Source organism: Stenotrophomonas maltophilia group sp. vghtpe118, assembly GCF_052605195.1.
In genome coordinates this window covers 3682239-3697662 of sequence record NZ_CP199672.1, presented here as the reverse complement: position 1 = coordinate 3697662, position 15424 = coordinate 3682239, and the positions used below count along the sequence as shown (strand labels likewise).

The 15424-nt window shown below is 63.7% G+C and carries 13 protein-coding genes and 10 tRNA genes; 3 read left to right on the top strand and 20 right to left on the bottom strand.

Going from position 1 to position 15424, the window contains the following annotated elements; genetic code table 11:
- Window positions 1–72: 72 nt before the first annotated feature.
- The 15 genes from ACUDTM_RS16860 to ACUDTM_RS16790 all read right to left on the bottom strand — a co-directional run bounded on the left by ACUDTM_RS16860 (window position 73) and on the right by ACUDTM_RS16790 (window position 9181).
- A tRNA-Asp gene (locus ACUDTM_RS16860) sits at window positions 73–149 on the bottom strand.
- A gap of 86 nt (window positions 150–235) precedes the next feature.
- Window positions 236–312 (bottom strand) — tRNA-Asp (locus ACUDTM_RS16855).
- Window positions 313–394: 82 nt separating this feature from the next.
- Window positions 395–471 (bottom strand) — tRNA-Asp (locus ACUDTM_RS16850).
- Between the two features lie 26 nt (window positions 472–497).
- Window positions 498–572 (bottom strand) — tRNA-Val (locus ACUDTM_RS16845).
- A gap of 11 nt (window positions 573–583) precedes the next feature.
- The gene (locus tag ACUDTM_RS16840) at window positions 584–856 is read right to left on the bottom strand and encodes an HU family DNA-binding protein (RefSeq protein ID WP_005408270.1); all 273 of its coding nucleotides are present in this window, start codon (window positions 854–856) and stop codon (window positions 584–586) included.
- A gap of 219 nt (window positions 857–1075) precedes the next feature.
- Window positions 1076–3526, bottom strand: coding sequence for an endopeptidase La (lon, locus tag ACUDTM_RS16835; protein ID WP_072168264.1), 2451 nt, complete (start codon window positions 3524–3526; stop codon window positions 1076–1078).
- A 143-nt stretch (window positions 3527–3669) separates the two neighbouring features.
- Window positions 3670–4959 carry an ATP-dependent Clp protease ATP-binding subunit ClpX gene (clpX, locus tag ACUDTM_RS16830; protein WP_004154600.1) on the bottom strand — a complete coding sequence of 430 codons (1290 nt, stop codon included), beginning with the start codon at window positions 4957–4959 and terminating at the stop codon, window positions 3670–3672.
- A 126-nt stretch (window positions 4960–5085) separates the two neighbouring features.
- Window positions 5086–5712: an ATP-dependent Clp endopeptidase proteolytic subunit ClpP gene (gene clpP / locus ACUDTM_RS16825; RefSeq protein WP_004146318.1), complete on the bottom strand. Its 627-nt coding sequence runs from the start codon at window positions 5710–5712 to the stop codon at window positions 5086–5088.
- Between the two features lie 76 nt (window positions 5713–5788).
- Window positions 5789–7084, bottom strand: a complete 1296-nt coding sequence (gene tig, locus ACUDTM_RS16820; protein WP_069138945.1) for a trigger factor — start codon at window positions 7082–7084, stop codon at window positions 5789–5791.
- Window positions 7085–7273: 189 nt separating this feature from the next.
- Window positions 7274–7358: transfer RNA gene (locus tag ACUDTM_RS16815), tRNA-Leu, on the bottom strand.
- A gap of 136 nt (window positions 7359–7494) precedes the next feature.
- A complete protein-coding gene (locus tag ACUDTM_RS16810; RefSeq protein WP_139726773.1) occupies window positions 7495–7863 on the bottom strand; it encodes a hypothetical protein in 369 nt (122 codons plus the stop codon).
- 419 nt (window positions 7864–8282) lie between these two features.
- A tRNA-Lys gene (locus ACUDTM_RS16805) sits at window positions 8283–8358 on the bottom strand.
- A gap of 198 nt (window positions 8359–8556) precedes the next feature.
- Window positions 8557–8632, bottom strand: a tRNA-Lys gene (locus ACUDTM_RS16800).
- A gap of 79 nt (window positions 8633–8711) precedes the next feature.
- Window positions 8712–8788: transfer RNA gene (locus tag ACUDTM_RS16795), tRNA-His, on the bottom strand.
- A 168-nt stretch (window positions 8789–8956) separates the two neighbouring features.
- Window positions 8957–9181 (bottom strand): hypothetical protein, encoded by a 225-nt coding sequence (locus tag ACUDTM_RS16790; RefSeq protein WP_072168266.1) that lies wholly within the window; start codon window positions 9179–9181, stop codon window positions 8957–8959.
- A 434-nt stretch (window positions 9182–9615) separates the two neighbouring features.
- On the opposite strand from ACUDTM_RS16790, the gene ACUDTM_RS16785 reads away from it, so the two are divergent.
- Together ACUDTM_RS16785 and ACUDTM_RS16780 are read left to right on the top strand one after the other, a co-directional pair.
- On the top strand, window positions 9616–10536 hold the full coding sequence (locus ACUDTM_RS16785; protein ID WP_088496094.1) for a hypothetical protein: 921 nt from the start codon (window positions 9616–9618) through the stop codon (window positions 10534–10536).
- 74 nt (window positions 10537–10610) lie between these two features.
- The gene (locus ACUDTM_RS16780) at window positions 10611–11033 is read left to right on the top strand and encodes a hypothetical protein (protein ID WP_227836579.1); all 423 of its coding nucleotides are present in this window, start codon (window positions 10611–10613) and stop codon (window positions 11031–11033) included.
- Between the two features lie 171 nt (window positions 11034–11204).
- Here ACUDTM_RS16780 and ACUDTM_RS16775 read toward each other — a convergent pair.
- Window positions 11205–11281, bottom strand: a tRNA-Arg gene (locus ACUDTM_RS16775).
- A gap of 39 nt (window positions 11282–11320) precedes the next feature.
- Window positions 11321–11397: transfer RNA gene (locus ACUDTM_RS16770), tRNA-Pro, on the bottom strand.
- Between the two features lie 180 nt (window positions 11398–11577).
- Here ACUDTM_RS16770 and ACUDTM_RS16765 point away from each other — a divergent pair.
- Window positions 11578–12336, top strand: coding sequence for a Bax inhibitor-1/YccA family protein (locus tag ACUDTM_RS16765; RefSeq protein WP_445391418.1), 759 nt, complete (start codon window positions 11578–11580; stop codon window positions 12334–12336).
- 78 nt (window positions 12337–12414) lie between these two features.
- Here the strand turns inward: ACUDTM_RS16765 and ACUDTM_RS16760 are convergent, their stop codons facing one another.
- From ACUDTM_RS16760 to ACUDTM_RS16750, 3 genes are all read right to left on the bottom strand, one after another.
- Window positions 12415–13323 carry a LysR family transcriptional regulator gene (locus ACUDTM_RS16760; RefSeq protein ID WP_353762424.1) on the bottom strand — a complete coding sequence of 303 codons (909 nt, stop codon included), beginning with the start codon at window positions 13321–13323 and terminating at the stop codon, window positions 12415–12417.
- A gap of 53 nt (window positions 13324–13376) precedes the next feature.
- Window positions 13377–14120 carry a cysteine hydrolase family protein gene (locus ACUDTM_RS16755; protein WP_088496165.1) on the bottom strand — a complete coding sequence of 248 codons (744 nt, stop codon included), beginning with the start codon at window positions 14118–14120 and terminating at the stop codon, window positions 13377–13379.
- Window positions 14121–14326: 206 nt separating this feature from the next.
- A complete protein-coding gene (locus ACUDTM_RS16750; RefSeq protein ID WP_012479261.1) occupies window positions 14327–15331 on the bottom strand; it encodes an isocitrate dehydrogenase in 1005 nt (334 codons plus the stop codon).
- Window positions 15332–15424 lie beyond the last annotated feature (93 nt).

Sequence of the window (15424 nt, the reverse complement as noted above, 5' to 3'; positions counted from 1 at the left end):
GGACTCTCTGGAAACCCAGCCCGATGAACACTTTTTTCAAAGTTTTTTCACAGGGACTTAAGAAGTCTGCAATGGCGGAGCGGACGGGACTCGAACCCGCGACCTCCGGCGTGACAGGCCAGCATTCTAACCAGCTGAACTACCGCTCCGTTCTTGCAAAGACTTTTTCGCCTTCCTCCGAACCTCTCGGTGAGAAGACAAGGCCCCCAGCCTTGAACCGGGGGCCTTGATGTACTGGCGGAGCGGACGGGACTCGAACCCGCGACCTCCGGCGTGACAGGCCAGCATTCTAACCAGCTGAACTACCGCTCCGCGTTGTTACCTTTTTGCTTTCAGCCGGCCTGGACCGGGGAGAAAACAAAGCCTCCAGCTTTTGGCCGGAGGCCTCGTTGAATGGCGGAGCGGACGGGACTCGAACCCGCGACCTCCGGCGTGACAGGCCAGCATTCTAACCAGCTGAACTACCGCTCCACACTCAAACTTTTACCGCGGTGCTGTGGTGGGTGCTGAGGGTTTCGAACCCCCGACCCTCTCCGTGTAAAGGAGACGCTCTACCGCTGAGCTAAGCACCCCAGCGAGCCGCTTAGTTTACAGCATCCTTCAGGGCCTTGCCAGCCTTGAACGACGGATTCTTCGAAGCAGCGATCTTGATGGTGTCGCCGGTCTTCGGGTTGCGGCCGGTGCGGGCAGCACGGTCGCGGACCTGGAAGGTACCGAAGCCAACCAGAGTGACCGCATCGCCGTCCTTCAGCGCCTTGGTGATGGCAGCAACGACGGCATCGACAGCGCGGCTGGACTCTGCCTTGGTCAGGTCGGCAGCTTCAGCAACGGCATCGATCAATTCGGTCTTGTTCATTCTCTACAACTCCTTTGGCGGTGGGTTCCGCTTATTCGACAGGGAAGCAACCGCACGCCATCTGCATGCGGCCGCCATGTGGAAACGGTTCGCCGAATCCAGCGATCACCAGGCTGCGACCACTCATTCGCGAGTGCTGCTTTTATACCAGTGGCCCTACCCCCACGCAAGCTGGAAAGCCAGCAACGACGCGGGTTTCGGGCCATTGGACAGCGCGCGTCAATGCTTGACGCGCGCGTTTCCACTCGGTTTGGCCTTGCTGCGCACCGTGACACGCTGCGCACTCTTGCGCGCCTTCTTCGGTGCCAACGGACGCTCCAGCGCCAGGTCCAGGACTTCTTCGATGTACTTCACCGGCACGATCTTCAGATCGCGGGTGACGTTGGCCGGGATGTCGGCCAGGTCCTTGCGGTTCTCTTCCGGGATGATGACCGTGCGGATGCCGCCACGCAGTGCGGCCAGCAGCTTCTCCTTCAGGCCACCGATGGCAGTGACTCGACCACGCAGGGTGATCTCGCCGGTCATCGCCACGTCGGCGCGCACCGGCACCTTGGTCAGCATCGACACCAGCGAGGTGACCATCGCCGCCCCGGCACTCGGGCCATCCTTCGGCGTGGCGCCATCGGGCACGTGCAGGTGCACGTCATGCTTCTGCAGGAAGTCGCTGTCGATGCCAAAGCCCACGGCGCGCGAACGCACCACCGACAGCGCGGCCGACGCCGATTCCTTCATCACGTTGCCAAGCTGGCCGGTCAGGATCAGCTGGCCCTTGCCCGGCACCAGGGTCGATTCGATCTGCAGCAGGTCGCCACCGACTTCGGTCCAGGCCAGGCCGGTGACCAGGCCGATTTCATTCTCTTCCTCGGCACGGCCGAAGTCGAAGCGACGCACGCCCAGGTACTTGTCCAGGTTCTTGCTGGACACATTGACCAGCGCCTTGGGCTTCTTCGCACCCTTCTTCGCCTTCACCGGCTGCGGGCCGGCCAGCGCGATCTCCTTCACCACCTTGCGGCAGATCTTGGCGATCTCGCGTTCCAGGTTGCGCACGCCCGATTCGCGCGTGTAGTAGCGCACGATGTCCTGGATGGCGTCACTGCCGATTTCCAGCTCTTCCGGCTGCAGGCCGTTGGCCTTGACCTGCTTCGGCACCAGGTAGCGGGTCGCGATGTTGAGCTTCTCATCCTCGGTGTAGCCGGGGATGCGGATCACTTCCATGCGGTCCAGCAGCGGGCCGGGAATGTTGAGCGAGTTCGAGGTGGCCACGAACATCACTTCGGACAGGTCCAGGTCCACTTCCAGGTAGTGGTCGTTGAATGCGTTGTTCTGCTCCGGATCGAGCACTTCCAGCAGCGCCGAAGACGGATCGCCACGGAAGTCCATCGACATCTTGTCGATCTCGTCGAGCACGAACAGCGGGTTCTTGCTGCCGACCTTGTTGAGGTTCTGCACGATGCGGCCCGGCATCGAACCGACGTAGGTACGACGGTGGCCACGGATTTCGGCCTCGTCGCGCACGCCGCCCAGCGACATGCGCACGAACTTGCGGTTGGTGGCCTTGGCGATGGACTGGCCCAGCGAGGTCTTGCCCACGCCCGGCGGTCCGACCAGGCACAGGATCGGGCCCTTCATCTGCTTCACGCGCGACTGCACCGCCAGGTATTCAAGGATGCGCTCCTTGACCTTCTCCAGGCCGTAGTGATCGGCATCGAGGGTGTCCTGCGCCACCTTCAGGTCCTTGCGCACCTTGCTGCGCTTCTTCCACGGCACGCCCAGCAGCCACTCCAGGTAGTTGCGCACGACGGCGGCTTCGGCCGACATCGGCGACATCTGCTTGAGCTTGTTCAGTTCATTGCGCGCCTTGGCTTCAACCGCCTTCGGCATGCCGGCCTCGGCAATCTTGCGGGCCAGTTCTTCCAGCTCGCCCGGCGCGTCGTCCAGGTCACCCAGTTCCTTCTGGATGGCCTTCATCTGTTCGTTGAGGTAATACTCGCGCTGGCTCTTCTCCATCTGCGACTTCACGCGGCCGCGGATGCGCTTCTCCATCTGCTGCACGTCGATCTCGCCGTCGACCAGCCCGACCAGCATCTCCAGGCGGTCACCGACGGCCAGCGTTTCCAGCAGGCGCTGCTTGTCGGCCAGGCGCACGCTGATGTGCGCAGCGATGGTGTCGGCCAGGCGCGCCGGCTCATCGATGCCCGACAGCGTCTGCAGCAGCTCCGGCGGCAGCTTGCGGTTGGTCTTCACGTACTGCTCGAACAGCGACATCAGCGAGCGGGCAATCGCCTCGACCTCGCGCGCCTCGCGCTCGTCGGTGGCGTCGATCTCCACGGCCTGGCCATGCAGCGAGCCGTCGCGCTCGTCGACGTGGGTTACCTGCACGCGCGACAGGCCTTCAACCAGCACCTTGATGGTGCCGTCGGGCAGCTTCAGCAGCTGCAGCACCTGCGCCAGCGTACCGACCTGGTAGAGGTCGGCCGCATGCGGGTCGTCGGTTTCGGCCGACTTCTGCGCCAGCAGCAGGATGCGCTTGTCCGCCTCCATTGCCTGTTCGAGCGCGTGCATGGACTTGTCACGGCCGACGAACAGCGGGATGACCATGTGCGGGAACACCACTACGTCGCGCAGCGGCAGGACCGGCAGGTCGAGGGTTTCACTTGGGGAACGGGCCATGGGGGCTCCAGGGAAGGGGGAAAACCGCCTCCGGGAGGGCATCTTCCGGAGACAAAAAAAGCCGATGGCCCCGTTATGGGGCCATCGGCTTTCAGATGCAAGGCATTCCTTGAAAATCCTTTCCAATCAACAACCTGGAAGGATCACTCGGCGCCTGCGGCCTTCTGTTCAGGGGCCGCCGGGGTCTGGTAGATCAGGTACGGCTCGGACTTGTGCTCGATCACCGATTCGTCCACGACCACCTTGCTGACGTTCTCCTGCGACGGCAGGTCGTACATGGTGTCCAGCAGGACCGATTCGACGATGGTGCGCAGGCCACGGGCGCCGGTCTTGCGCTTGAGCGCCTTCCTGGCGATGGCCGACAACGCGTCCGGACGGAACTCCAGCTCCACGTTTTCCATCTCGAACAGCTTCTTGAACTGCTTGGTGATGGCGTTCTTCGGCTCGGTCAGGATCTTGATCAGGGCCGGCTCGTCCAGCTCCTCCAGGGTCGCGACCACCGGCAGGCGGCCGACGAACTCGGGAATCAGGCCGAACTTGATCAGGTCTTCCGGCTCGACTTCCGCCAGCACCTTGCCCACTTCCTGCTTGCGCTCGCTGCTCTTCACCTTGGCACCGAAGCCGATGCTGCCGACGTCGGTGGAACGCGCCTGGATCACCTTGTCCAGCCCGGCGAACGCGCCGCCGCAGATGAACAGGATGTTCTTGGTGTCCACCTGCAGGAATTCCTGCTGCGGGTGCTTGCGGCCGCCCTGCGGCGGAACGCTGGCCACGGTGCCTTCGATCAGCTTCAGCAGGGCCTGCTGCACGCCTTCGCCGGACACATCGCGGGTAATCGACGGGTTCTCGCTCTTGCGCGAGATCTTGTCGATTTCATCGATGTAGACGATGCCCTGCTGCGCCTTCTCGACGTCGTAGTCGCACTTCTGCAGCAGCTTCTGGATGATGTTCTCCACGTCCTCGCCCACGTAACCGGCTTCGGTCAGCGTGGTGGCGTCGGCCATGGTGAACGGCACGTTGAGCAGGCGGGCCAGGGTCTCGGCCAGCAGCGTCTTGCCCGAACCGGTCGGGCCGACCAGCAGGATGTTCGACTTCGCCAGTTCGACGTCGTCGTTCTTCTGCCGGCTCTCGATGCGCTTGTAGTGGTTGTACACGGCCACTGCCAGCGTGCGCTTGGCACGGTTCTGGCCGATCACGTACTGGTCGAGGACCTCGAGGATCTCGCGCGGCTTGGGCAGCGAACTGCGCGCCGACTGCGCCTTTTCCTCAAGTTCCTCACGGATGATGTCGTTGCACAGCTCCACGCACTCATCGCAGATGAACACGCTCGGACCCGCAATCAGCTTGCGCACTTCATGCTGGCTCTTGCCGCAGAAAGAGCAGTAGAGGATCTTGCCGGTGTCCGTGGAACGACCTTGGCGGTCTTCGCTCATGCTTCGCTTACCCAGTTACCCCACCCGCTGAACGGGGGTTCGATTCGAGAATAGCACAGGGCCGAGGGGACACCAGTCCCACCCGACCCTGCAGGAACGAGGCCTCCCTGGCCCCGTGAAGGCCGGTCAACCGGCCTGGATCGACTCATCCGGACGACGCTCCAGGACCTGGTCGACCAGACCGTAGGCCTGCGCCTCGAAGGCGCTCTTGAAGTTGTCGCGCTCGGTGTCACGGGCGATCGTCTCCAGCGACTGGCCGGTGTGCTTGGCCAGCACCTCGTTCAGGCGCGAACGCAGGGTCAGGATCTCGCGCGCGTGGATGTCGATGTCGGTGGCCTGGCCCTGGTAGCCACCCAGCGGCTGATGGATCATCACGCGCGAGTTCGGCAGCGCATAGCGCTTGCCGGCTTCGCCCGCGGCCAGCAGCAGGGCGCCCATCGAGGCGGCCTGGCCGATGCAGGTGGTGCTCACATTCGGCTTGATGTACTGCATGGTGTCGTAGATCGCCATGCCGGCGGTGACCACGCCACCCGGCGAGTTGATGTAGATGTTGATGTCCTTTTCCGGGTTTTCCGATTCCAGGAACAGCAACTGCGCCACCACCACGTTGGCCATGTGATCGTCGATCGGGCCCACGAGGAAGATCAGGCGCTCCTTCAACAGGCGCGAATAGATGTCGTAGGCACGCTCGCCGCGGCTGGTCTGCTCGACCACCATCGGAACCAGGTTCAGGGCTTTGGTTCGGTTGTCCATTACGTGAGGTACCTATCTTGGGGGGCAACAACCCCGCGCCGGCAAAGGCGCGGGGCATCCGGTGATCCGCCCGGGCTTACTGGCGGATCGCGTCCTGGAACGACAGCTTCTCTTCGGTGTGCTGGGCACGCTCGGCGATCCAGTCGATCACCTGCTCTTCCATCACACGGTTCTGCAGGCCAGACATCAACTGGGGGTCGTTGCGGTACATCTCAATGACCTGCTCCGGCTCTTCGTAGGTCGAAGCGATCAGACGCATCGTTTCATTCAGGCGCTTGGCTTCCAGGCGCAGGTCGTTGATGCGGGCCACTTCACCGACCAGCAGGCCGACCAGCACGCGCTTGGCGGCAGCGTCCTTGAAGCCTTCGTGGGCATCGGCCGGGATCTCGCCGACGTTCTGGCCGTTGCGGCGCAGCTGCTCGACCTGCTGGGCCAGCATGGCGCGGGCTTCGTTCTCGACCAGGCGCGGCGGCATTTCCACCGACGAGTAGGCCGCGATCAGCTGCTCGCCCACTTCACGGCGCAGGCGGTTCATCAACGCACCCTTCAGCTCGCGCTCCAGGTTGGCGCGGATGTCGCTGCGGAACTGCTCCACATCGCCGCCCTTCACGCCGAAGCTCTTGATGAAGGCTTCGTCGACCGCCGGCACGACCGGCTCGGAGACCTCGGTGACCTTGACGGTGACCTGCACGGTCTTGCCGGCCAGCACCGGCACGCGCCAGTCAGCCGGGAACTCGACGTCGAGGGTCTTCTCTTCGCCCTTGGCCAGGCCGACCAGGCCCTTCTCGATGGTGTCGAACATCATGCCCTGGCCGAGCACGATCGAACCCTTCTCGGTGCCCTCGGCCGGCAGGCGCTCTTCGCCGGCCTGCGACCAGGTTTCCACCGCGACCAGGTCACCGTCCTGCGCGCCACGGCTGACCGGGGCCCAGGTACGACGCTGGTTCTGCAGGTTCTCGATCATCTGGTCGATGTCGGCGTCGGTGATCTCGGCGGTATGGCGCACGACGGTCAGCTTGCTGACGTCGATGTCGCCGAAGTCCGGCACCACTTCCACGGTGGCCACGAAGGAGAACTCACCCTCGTCGCCCTTGTCGATGCGCGGGCTGCCGACGATGCGCAGGTCGTGCTCGCGCACGGCCGCATCGAAGGTTTCGCGCAGCAGGCCGTCCAGCGCCTCGCCACGGACCTGCGCGCCGAAGCGCTGCTCGATCACCTTGGCCGGCACCTTGCCCGGGCGGAAGCCCTTGATGCGGGTGGTACGGGCGATTTCGCCGAGGCGGCCGGCGATGTGGCTCTGCAGACGCTCTTCCGGCAGCGAGAAGCTCAGGCGGCGTTCCAGGTTGCCGGTGGATTCGATCGAAGCTTGCATGTTGACTCCTGCCACCGGTGGCCCAGGCCCCCGGCTCGATGATTGGGATGAAACGGTTGTAAGGACGCGACGTCTGGGACGCGCCTGCTTGCCGCAGCCCTTTAGTTTCGCCCAATTCGGCTTGCACTGCCAGCGCGTGCCGGTCAAGGGGGCGCAGATGGCCCGATCAGGGCGGGGACAGGCCGGCACTGGTGCGAAAGGGGGGACTCGAACCCCCACGCCTTGCGGCACTGGAACCTAAATCCAGGGCGTCTACCAATTCCGCCACTTTCGCGTGGCCGGCGCAGGTGTTCATTGTCGCAGGCGATGGCGGGAAGCGGAAGGCCTGCACAAAACTGAACATGGCAATGGTGCGCAGCCCGCGCGTTGAACCACCCCGGCGAGCGCAAGCTCATCCGGGGTGGCGGGGTTCACTGCTGCGGCCTGGCCTTGGCCGACGCCGTATCGGCACCCTGCCCGGCTGCAGGATCCACCTTGCGGATCTCCACGCCCCCGTCGCCGGTGCGCCGCAGGGCCGCCGGCTCCGGCGTGGCCTTGCGCACATCCACCGAACCATCCGCATTGCGCTGCACGTCCACCGCATCGGGCAGGGCCTCCCGCTCTGCCGGCTGAGCCGGCTGCATCTGCATGGCCTCACCGACCGGGCGCGCAGGAGCACTTTCAGTGCCAGCATCGCGTTCGACGGTCTGCGCGGGGTCGTCGGCGGGCGCGCAGGCCGCCAGTGCCAGCAACGCGAAGGAAACCCACAGCGTGCGGTGCAATCGATTGATATGAGCCATCAACATCTTCCTTCGTGCATGCGCCGTCGGCGCGGAAGATCCATTGGGTGCGATGCAGGATGCGATGCGGTGAGATGCAGCGCACAGCATTGATAACACTGATGACGCGTATGACCCTGATTTCAGCATTGCTTCAGTCGATCCACGCCATGCGCGGATGAAATGCCCCCCCCAGCGAACAGGCAAGAAAAAAGCCACTTGGCGAACCAAGTGGGAAGCTGCCGCGCATTCGCGCCGCAGCTCCACGCTTTGCGCGGCAAAGCGCGGGCCCCACTTCATCAGCCGCCACATCCCCGCGGCTTCGCCGCGCCCCCTTGACTCAAGGGGGCTCCACTCCAGCCAGCACCGCTGGCATCTGCAGATGCCCCTCAGCGAACAGGCAAGAAAAAAGCCACTTGGCGAACCAAGTGGCTTTCGTCTGGTGGGCTGTCAAGGATTCGAACCTTGGACCTATTGATTAAGAGTCAACTGCTCTACCAACTGAGCTAACAGCCCGAAATCGGGGCGCGAATTATGACCCGATCCGCTCGGTGGGTGCAAGCACTTTTTTCAACGTGGTTGAAACCAGCACTGCGAGCCCCGCTCCTGCTGCAGATCCACGCCGAACGGGTTCTGCAACGCGTGATCCATCGGAACGATGGGAGTCACACCCATAAGAAAAAAGCCACCTGGCGTACCAGGTGGCTTCTGTCTTGGTGGGCCGTCAAGGATTCGAACCTTGGACCTATTGATTAAGAGTCAACTGCTCTACCAACTGAGCTAACGGCCCGTGAAACTCAGACACACATTGTAGCGTGCTTTCTGTTTATTGCAATACCGTTTCGGCTGCGCCGATGCGGTTGAATCAGTGGGGTGGCTGAGGGGATTCGAACCCCCGACCACCGGAATCACAATCCGGTACTCTAACCAACTGAGCTACAGCCACCACTGAAACTTTCGCTCCATCGCCGATGAGGCTGGCGCTGGAACTTGATGCTTCGCTACCGGGCGGAACCAGAAGTCCGTCCCCCGAAGCGAGTCCGGCATTTTCCGGTAGTCGCGAAGGAATTGCAAGCACTTCTTCACATTGATGTGCAGGGGCCGGAACAGGACATCAGAGCTGCTCCGCCGAGACCACGCGCGCGATGTCTGCATGCTCATCCAAGAATGACAGCGTCACCTCACCTTTGGGCGTGACCTGCAACTGCAGGTGCAGCTGGCCCGCCCCGTCGATCAGCTGAAGCATCGCATTGCGCGACTGCGGCCTGCCAGGAAGCACACGACGGGTAATCGCTTGCACAGTCTGCGCGTGCAAGCGCTCATCTTCAGCCGAGAACATCGGCCGCAGCTGTCCTTCGGCACCATCGTTTCGATCACGTCGAACGGCGCGTTGCGCTGGGCTGTCGCCCCATCAGCAGGCCAGTCAACACCAGCAAGGCGAGACCACCGCAATACAGAGTGAGCCGCTATTGGTGCCTGCGCAGCCGATGCACTTCGGCCATCACCCGCTCTACCTCTCCCGCGCCTTTCGAAACTGCACCTCATGCCGATCGCCGGAAGGTGCGTGCCACCTGTACCGATGGTCAGGCGCAGGCAACAGCTCGACATCGTCGGGCCCACTCCCGAAAGCGTGAATAATAAGTGAACGAATCATGAATGAATCTCAAACAGAAATGGGGGAGATCCATTCATACAACGTTAGCTGCAGGACATGGAACGCGAGGCGCGCGTTTGCAACCATGCCGGTTCCTGCAATGAAGGTGAGAGCAATAGATGAGCAAGCGGCTAATCGGATTCGTCGCGCTAGCAGCCGTGCTGGCAGTGGCAGCCGTTGCAATGTCCAGCTACCGGCAGCAGGCGGCTGTCGATGTGACGGCAGAGGAATCCTGGAAGAGTGGCAGCCTCGATGAAAGGCCCGACCAGGGAAGGCCGCTTCCTGCGTCAGGTGCGGCGGCCGCGCAGAGGCTTGAGCGGGACAACAAGATCCCGCCAGGCTCGTACAAGGCGGTGGGACCCAAAGCCTACGAGATCGTAAGAGGCAATGAGTTCCGGCCTCCCGGTGACGCGCTCGCCCACGTCAAGCAACTGATGCTGCGCTCCGAATCCGGAGATGCCACAGCAACCTACGAAATCTATCGAACCATCGAGCAGTGCCAGACCTTCATCTCGGATCGCGCTGACAAGCTGGCGGATTCAGCCACCACGGTCGGGTCCGGCAACTGGTTCCTGGAGCGATCGGAACGAATCCTCGGAGAGTGCGAGTCGCTGGCCCTGGATCGGGACATCTATCACGCCGACTGGCTTTCGAAGGCCGCCGCCATGGGCTCGCAGGAAGCGATGCGCGCTTACTCGCGATCGCCGGAGAAAGTCATCGGTTCGCTTGATGACGCAATCCGTGATCCCGCGGCGCTCGAGGCGTGGAAGGACACCGCCACCGGATATCTGCGCGAGCTGGAATCACAAGGGAACGTCAATGTCATCAGCGACATGGCGATGGCCTACACCTATGGCGGCATCGTTCCTGCCGATCCCGTTGCCGCCCTGGCGTACACCCGCGTCCTCAACCGGCTGGACCCACGTTTTGCCACCACCAATGACATTGCCAACCATGAGAAAAACCTGAGCAGTCAGGAGAAAGAGAAAGCCCGCATTTCATCGAATGAAATCTTCAGGAACTGTTGCATCCCACGATAAGGACCTATTGTGAAAGCTAGACTGATTGGGATTATCCTTCGCTTGGTAGAAACTCCATTCCCGCCATTGCAGGCGTGCTGCTGTTCATGGCGAGCGGGAGCGTTCAAGCGAAAAAGCTTCCTGGCGTCATCAACTGCACCGCCGGATGCACGCTGACAACCCCGTATCCCGATCCGGTGACCAACCAGCAGCTTTCCCAAGAGGTCCAGAAGCTCAATGACGGCCGGACCACCGTCTGGACAGCCCAGACGCGAGTTCAGACCGGCGATGTCCTGACCGTCTGCAACGGTATTTCCTGCGTCAACTACACGTGGCGAGGCGCAGGCTTCGACTCCGGCGAAGTGATTTCGACCGTCCTCCCGCCCAACTCCCGCGGTGGTGGTGGCGGTGGTGGTGGTGGTGGCGGTGGTGGTGGCGGCAGTGCCCCGATCGGCGGCGGTTGCCATGGCAATTGCGGTGGCGGCAGGGTCGATGTAGGCGAACTTGAGCAGATATGATTCAGCCTTGGGGGCACTTCAACGAAGTGCTCTCGCCAGGACACAGAACAGAAAGGTCAGCGCACCGCGCTGGCCTTTTTTGTGACCCACGGCGGCGCGCGCCACACATTTCCGCTGTTCCTGGAATAGGCTCCGCCAGCACCAAAGTAATTCATATGCCATTGATTCCAATGGCGCGCCCGACAGGAATCGAACCTGTAACCGCCGGCTTAGAAGGCCGGTGCTCTATCCAGTTGAGCTACGGGCGCCCGAACCGGAACGGTGTCCAATCCGACGTGGCGTGGGATTGGTCGGGGTAGAGGGATTCGAACCCCCGACATCCTGCTCCCAAAGCAGGCGCGCTACCAGACTGCGCTATACCCCGGTCTTGCAATCCCCTCGGGTTGGGCCCGGGGAGTTGTTCATTGTCGCCAAGCGCGTTGGGAACTGTCAACGAAGGATGCACAGAACCCGGGCCTGCCACAACGCCGAAAGCAGTCATCGGCTATGCTCACGCCCATCGGCCGGATGGCCGTCCCGACCTTCATCCGCACGGAGAACACGCATGCGCAGCGGCAACCCGGCTCTTTCCGAGTCGACTTTCCTCGACCTCGCCAGTGGCTCGGTAGTGACCAGCCCCGACCAGGTCATGACCCTCAATGGCACCGCCAACAAGACCGGCATCCTGCTGCTGTTGACCGTGCTGACCGCGGCGTTCGCCTGGAGCCAGGCGGTCGACGAGTACGGCCAGATTTCCGGCAGCGCGAGCCTGTACGCCATCGGCGGCGCGATTGGCGGCCTGGTGCTGGCACTGATCACCATCTTCAAGAAGGAATGGTCGCCGGTCACCGCGCCGATGTACGCGCTGGTCGAAGGCCTGTTCCTGGGCGCCGTGTCGGCCCTGTTCAACATGAAGTATCCGGGCATCGTGTTCCAGGCGGTGCTGCTGACCTTCGGCACCCTGGCCGCCCTGCTGTTCGCATACCGCAGCGGCCTGATCAAGGCCACCGAGAACTTCAAGATGGGCGTGGTCGCCGTCACCGGCGGCATCGCCCTGCTCTACCTGGCCTCGTTCGTACTGGGCTTCTTCAACATCAACGTGCCGGTGATCCACGACTCCAGCTGGCTGGGCATTGCCTTCAGCCTGTTCGTGGTGGTCGTGGCCGCGCTGAACCTGGTGCTGGACTTCGATTTCATCGAGTCCGGCGTCGCCCAGCGCGCGCCGAAGTACATGGAGTGGTATGGCGCATTCGGCCTGATGGTGACCCTGGTCTGGCTGTATGTGGAGTTCCTGCGCCTGCTGTCGAAGATCCAGCAGCGCTGAACCGGACAGAGCCATAAACGACAAAGGGCGCCTTCGGGGCGCCCTTTTCTCTTTGTAACGCGTGGCTGCATTTCCCGGCTAGCCAGCCACGCCAGCCTGTGCAGCGTAGTGCGCCGCAAGGTGCTCGACCAGCGCGCGCACCTTGGGCGCGAGCGCACGTGCATGCGGATACAGCGCGAAGTAGCGCCGCTGGCCGGCATGCCAGGCCGGCAGCACGCGGATCAGACGACCGGCGCGCAGGTCCTCCTGCACCGTCAACGCGGTGAACAGGCTGATGCCCATTCCGGCCAGCGCGGCGGCGTACAGCGCGGGCGTGGCATCCACACGCAGGCGCTGCCCGGCTTCAACGCTCACGCAGGCGCCGCGCGGCCCCTGTAACTGCCAGGGCGGCATTGATGGGGTGGGACTGAAACCCAGCAGCGTGTGCTGCTCCAGATCCGCAGCCTGCCGCGGCAGGCCATGCCGGGCCAGGTAGGCCGGTGCGGCGACCAGGATGCGCGGGCAGCTGGCCAGTTCGCGCGCGACCAGCTGGCTGTCCGGCAATGAAGCTGCAATGCGCAGCGCCAGGTCGAAGCCACCACCGACCACATCCACCACCTGATCATCCGCCGACAGGTCCAGCGTGACCTGCGGGTAACGCTGCAGGAACGAGGGCAGCCAATGCGGCAGTTCCTGGCTGGCCACTACCTGCGGCACGCTGATCCGCACCCTGCCACTGGGTTGCGCCTGCCCGGCGCGGGCACGATCGTCCGCCTCCTGCAGGCGGTCCAGCAGCGTTGCCGCCTCGCGGTAGTAATCGCGCCCGGCCTCGGTCAACGACAGCCGACGGCTGTTGCGATCGAGCAGGCGTACCTGCAGGTGTTCTTCCAGCTGCCGCAGCTGCCGCGACATCGCCGAGTGGGTGGTCCCCAGGCGCTCGGCGGCCGCGGTGAAACTGCCCGCGTCAACGATGGCGCGCAGCGCGCGCAGGGCGGCGAAGTGATCCATCGGCGGGCAGCTCCACGTGGCGGGGCCCACGGCATGCGGGCCCCGCCAGCTTATCAAGCGCCGTCACCGGCCTTGCGTACCGGCAGCGCCAGGATCGCGTCGGTGCTCATGACGTCGCCGAAGGCGTCTTCGATCTGCGCCAGCGAGGCCTCATGCAGCGCGCGATGATCGATGCGACGGCCGCCGGCCAGATCCAGATCACGGCTGGCGCTGGCATCGGACGAGACGATCACCCGGTAGCCACGTGGGGCGGCCGCTGCGTCGCGCGCGGCACCGGCCACACAGGCATGGGTCTGCAGGCCAGTGACGATCAGGGTATCGATACCGGCATTCTTCAGCATCGGGTCGAGCACGGCTGCGGACGCGCCGGCGAACACGCTGACATTGTCCTTCTGCACCACGGTCTCGCCCTGGCGCGGCTGCAGGTCGCGATGGAAGGCGGCATTGACGCTGCCCTGCGCGAACAGGGGTGCGCCGGCCGGCAGCACGTGCTGGACATGGATCACGCGGATGCCGTGGGCATCGGCGAATTCGACTACCCGCCTGGCCTGACGCAGTGCGGCCACGCCATCGGGAATGACCATGCGGCCACCCGCAAAGCCCGGTACGGCCCTGGCATCGAAGTACTCGTTCTGGAAGTCGATCACCAGCACGGCAGTCTTCGCCGCATCCAGCGAGGTCGCGACCGGCGCACCCGCCATATGGCGGATGGTGGCATGGGCCGGCTCGGCAGCAGCAACCGGGATGGTGGCGGTCATGCCGAGCAAGCTGGCCAGGCCGAAGGCGGTGAGATTCATGGAGCGACTCCTGTGCAGTGGAAAGTGGGCACAGGATGCGGAGCGGATGGCGCACGAACCAGCCGTGAAACAGCACATGATCTGTGCGATATCAGCACAGACCGCTTCTGTGGAGTCGAGCCATGCTCGACTCTACAGAGGCGGAAAAACGCAACGGGGCGCCCGAAGGCGCCCCGCTGTGGGTCCGACCGAGGTCGGCCGGCCGCTTACAGGCGGCTGGCAATGGCCTTGGCAAAGCTCATGGTGGTGCCGGTGCCACCCAGGTCGCCGGTCAGCGAATCCTTGGCTTCCATGGTCGCCACGATGGCCTTGCGCAGGCGCTCGGCGTTTTCCGGCTGGCCGATGTGGTCCAGCATCTGCGCGGCCGCCAGCAGCAGCGCGCACGGATTGGCCTTGCCCTGGCCGGCGATGTCCGGCGCGGTGCCGTGCACGGCTTCGAAGATCGCCGCATCCTTGCCGATGTTGGCGCCCGGAGCCAGGCCCAGGCCGCCGACCAGGCCGGCGCACAGGTCGGAGATGATGTCGCCGAACAGGTTCGTGGTGACGATCACATCGAACTGTTCCGGGCGCATCACCAGCTGCATGCAGCAGTTGTCGACGATCATTTCCTGGAACTCGATGTCCGGGTACTGCGCGGCCACTTCACGGGCGACATTCAGGAACAGGCCCGAGGTCGACTTGATGATGTTGGCCTTGTGCACGGCGGTGACCTTCTTGCGGCCGGTGCTCTTGGCCAGCTCGAAGGCGTAGCGCACGATGCGCTCGGAGCCCTTGCGGGTGATGCGGGTGCCGGAGAAGGCGGTCTCGCCGTCGGCCGACACTTCCTGGCCTTCGGCCAGGTAGGCACCTTCGGTGTTCTCACGGACGGTGATCAGGTCGACGTTGTCGAAACGCGACTTGGTGTTCGGGAAGGTGTGGGCCGGGCGCACGTTGGCGTACAGGTCGAAGTGGCGGCGCAGGCTGACGTTGATCGAGGTGAAGCCACCACCGACCGGGGTGGTCAGCGGGCTCTTCAGCGCGACCTTGTTGCGCGCGATCGATTCCAGGGTCACCGCCGGCATCAGGTCGCCGTGCTTTTCCAGGGCCACCAGGCCGGCGTCGGCGTCTTCGTACTCCAGGCCAGTCTTGAGCTGGTCGAGCACGAACAGGGTGGCGTCCATGATTTCCGGGCCAATGCCGTCGCCGCGGATGACCGTAATTTTCTGCGTCATTGATCGATGTTCCGAACAGGGGGAAAAACGCCGTCCGGACGTGCCCGGAAACGCCGGCGCAAAGGAAGTTTCACCGGCAATTATGCCTGAGCC

What these genes read in the sequence shown, in the direction of transcription:
- ACUDTM_RS16840 (WP_005408270.1), bottom strand. Translation starts at nt 856, where the DNA reads ATGAACAAGACCGAATTGATCGATGCCGTTGCTGAAGCTGCCGACCTG.
- lon (WP_072168264.1), bottom strand. Translation starts at nt 3,526, where the DNA reads ATGGCCCGTTCCCCAAGTGAAACCCTCGACCTGCCGGTCCTGCCGCTG.
- clpX (WP_004154600.1), bottom strand. Translation starts at nt 4,959, where the DNA reads ATGAGCGAAGACCGCCAAGGTCGTTCCACGGACACCGGCAAGATCCTC.
- clpP (WP_004146318.1), bottom strand. Translation starts at nt 5,712, where the DNA reads ATGGACAACCGAACCAAAGCCCTGAACCTGGTTCCGATGGTGGTCGAG.
- tig (WP_069138945.1), bottom strand. Translation starts at nt 7,084, where the DNA reads ATGCAAGCTTCGATCGAATCCACCGGCAACCTGGAACGCCGCCTGAGC.
- ACUDTM_RS16810 (WP_139726773.1), bottom strand. Translation starts at nt 7,863, where the DNA reads ATGGCTCATATCAATCGATTGCACCGCACGCTGTGGGTTTCCTTCGCG.
- ACUDTM_RS16790 (WP_072168266.1), bottom strand. Translation starts at nt 9,181, where the DNA reads ATGTTCTCGGCTGAAGATGAGCGCTTGCACGCGCAGACTGTGCAAGCG.
- ACUDTM_RS16785 (WP_088496094.1), top strand. Translation starts at nt 9,616, where the DNA reads ATGAGCAAGCGGCTAATCGGATTCGTCGCGCTAGCAGCCGTGCTGGCA.
- ACUDTM_RS16765 (WP_445391418.1), top strand. Translation starts at nt 11,578, where the DNA reads ATGCGCAGCGGCAACCCGGCTCTTTCCGAGTCGACTTTCCTCGACCTC.
- ACUDTM_RS16760 (WP_353762424.1), bottom strand. Translation starts at nt 13,323, where the DNA reads ATGGATCACTTCGCCGCCCTGCGCGCGCTGCGCGCCATCGTTGACGCG.
- ACUDTM_RS16755 (WP_088496165.1), bottom strand. Translation starts at nt 14,120, where the DNA reads ATGAATCTCACCGCCTTCGGCCTGGCCAGCTTGCTCGGCATGACCGCC.
- ACUDTM_RS16750 (WP_012479261.1), bottom strand. Translation starts at nt 15,331, where the DNA reads ATGACGCAGAAAATTACGGTCATCCGCGGCGACGGCATTGGCCCGGAA.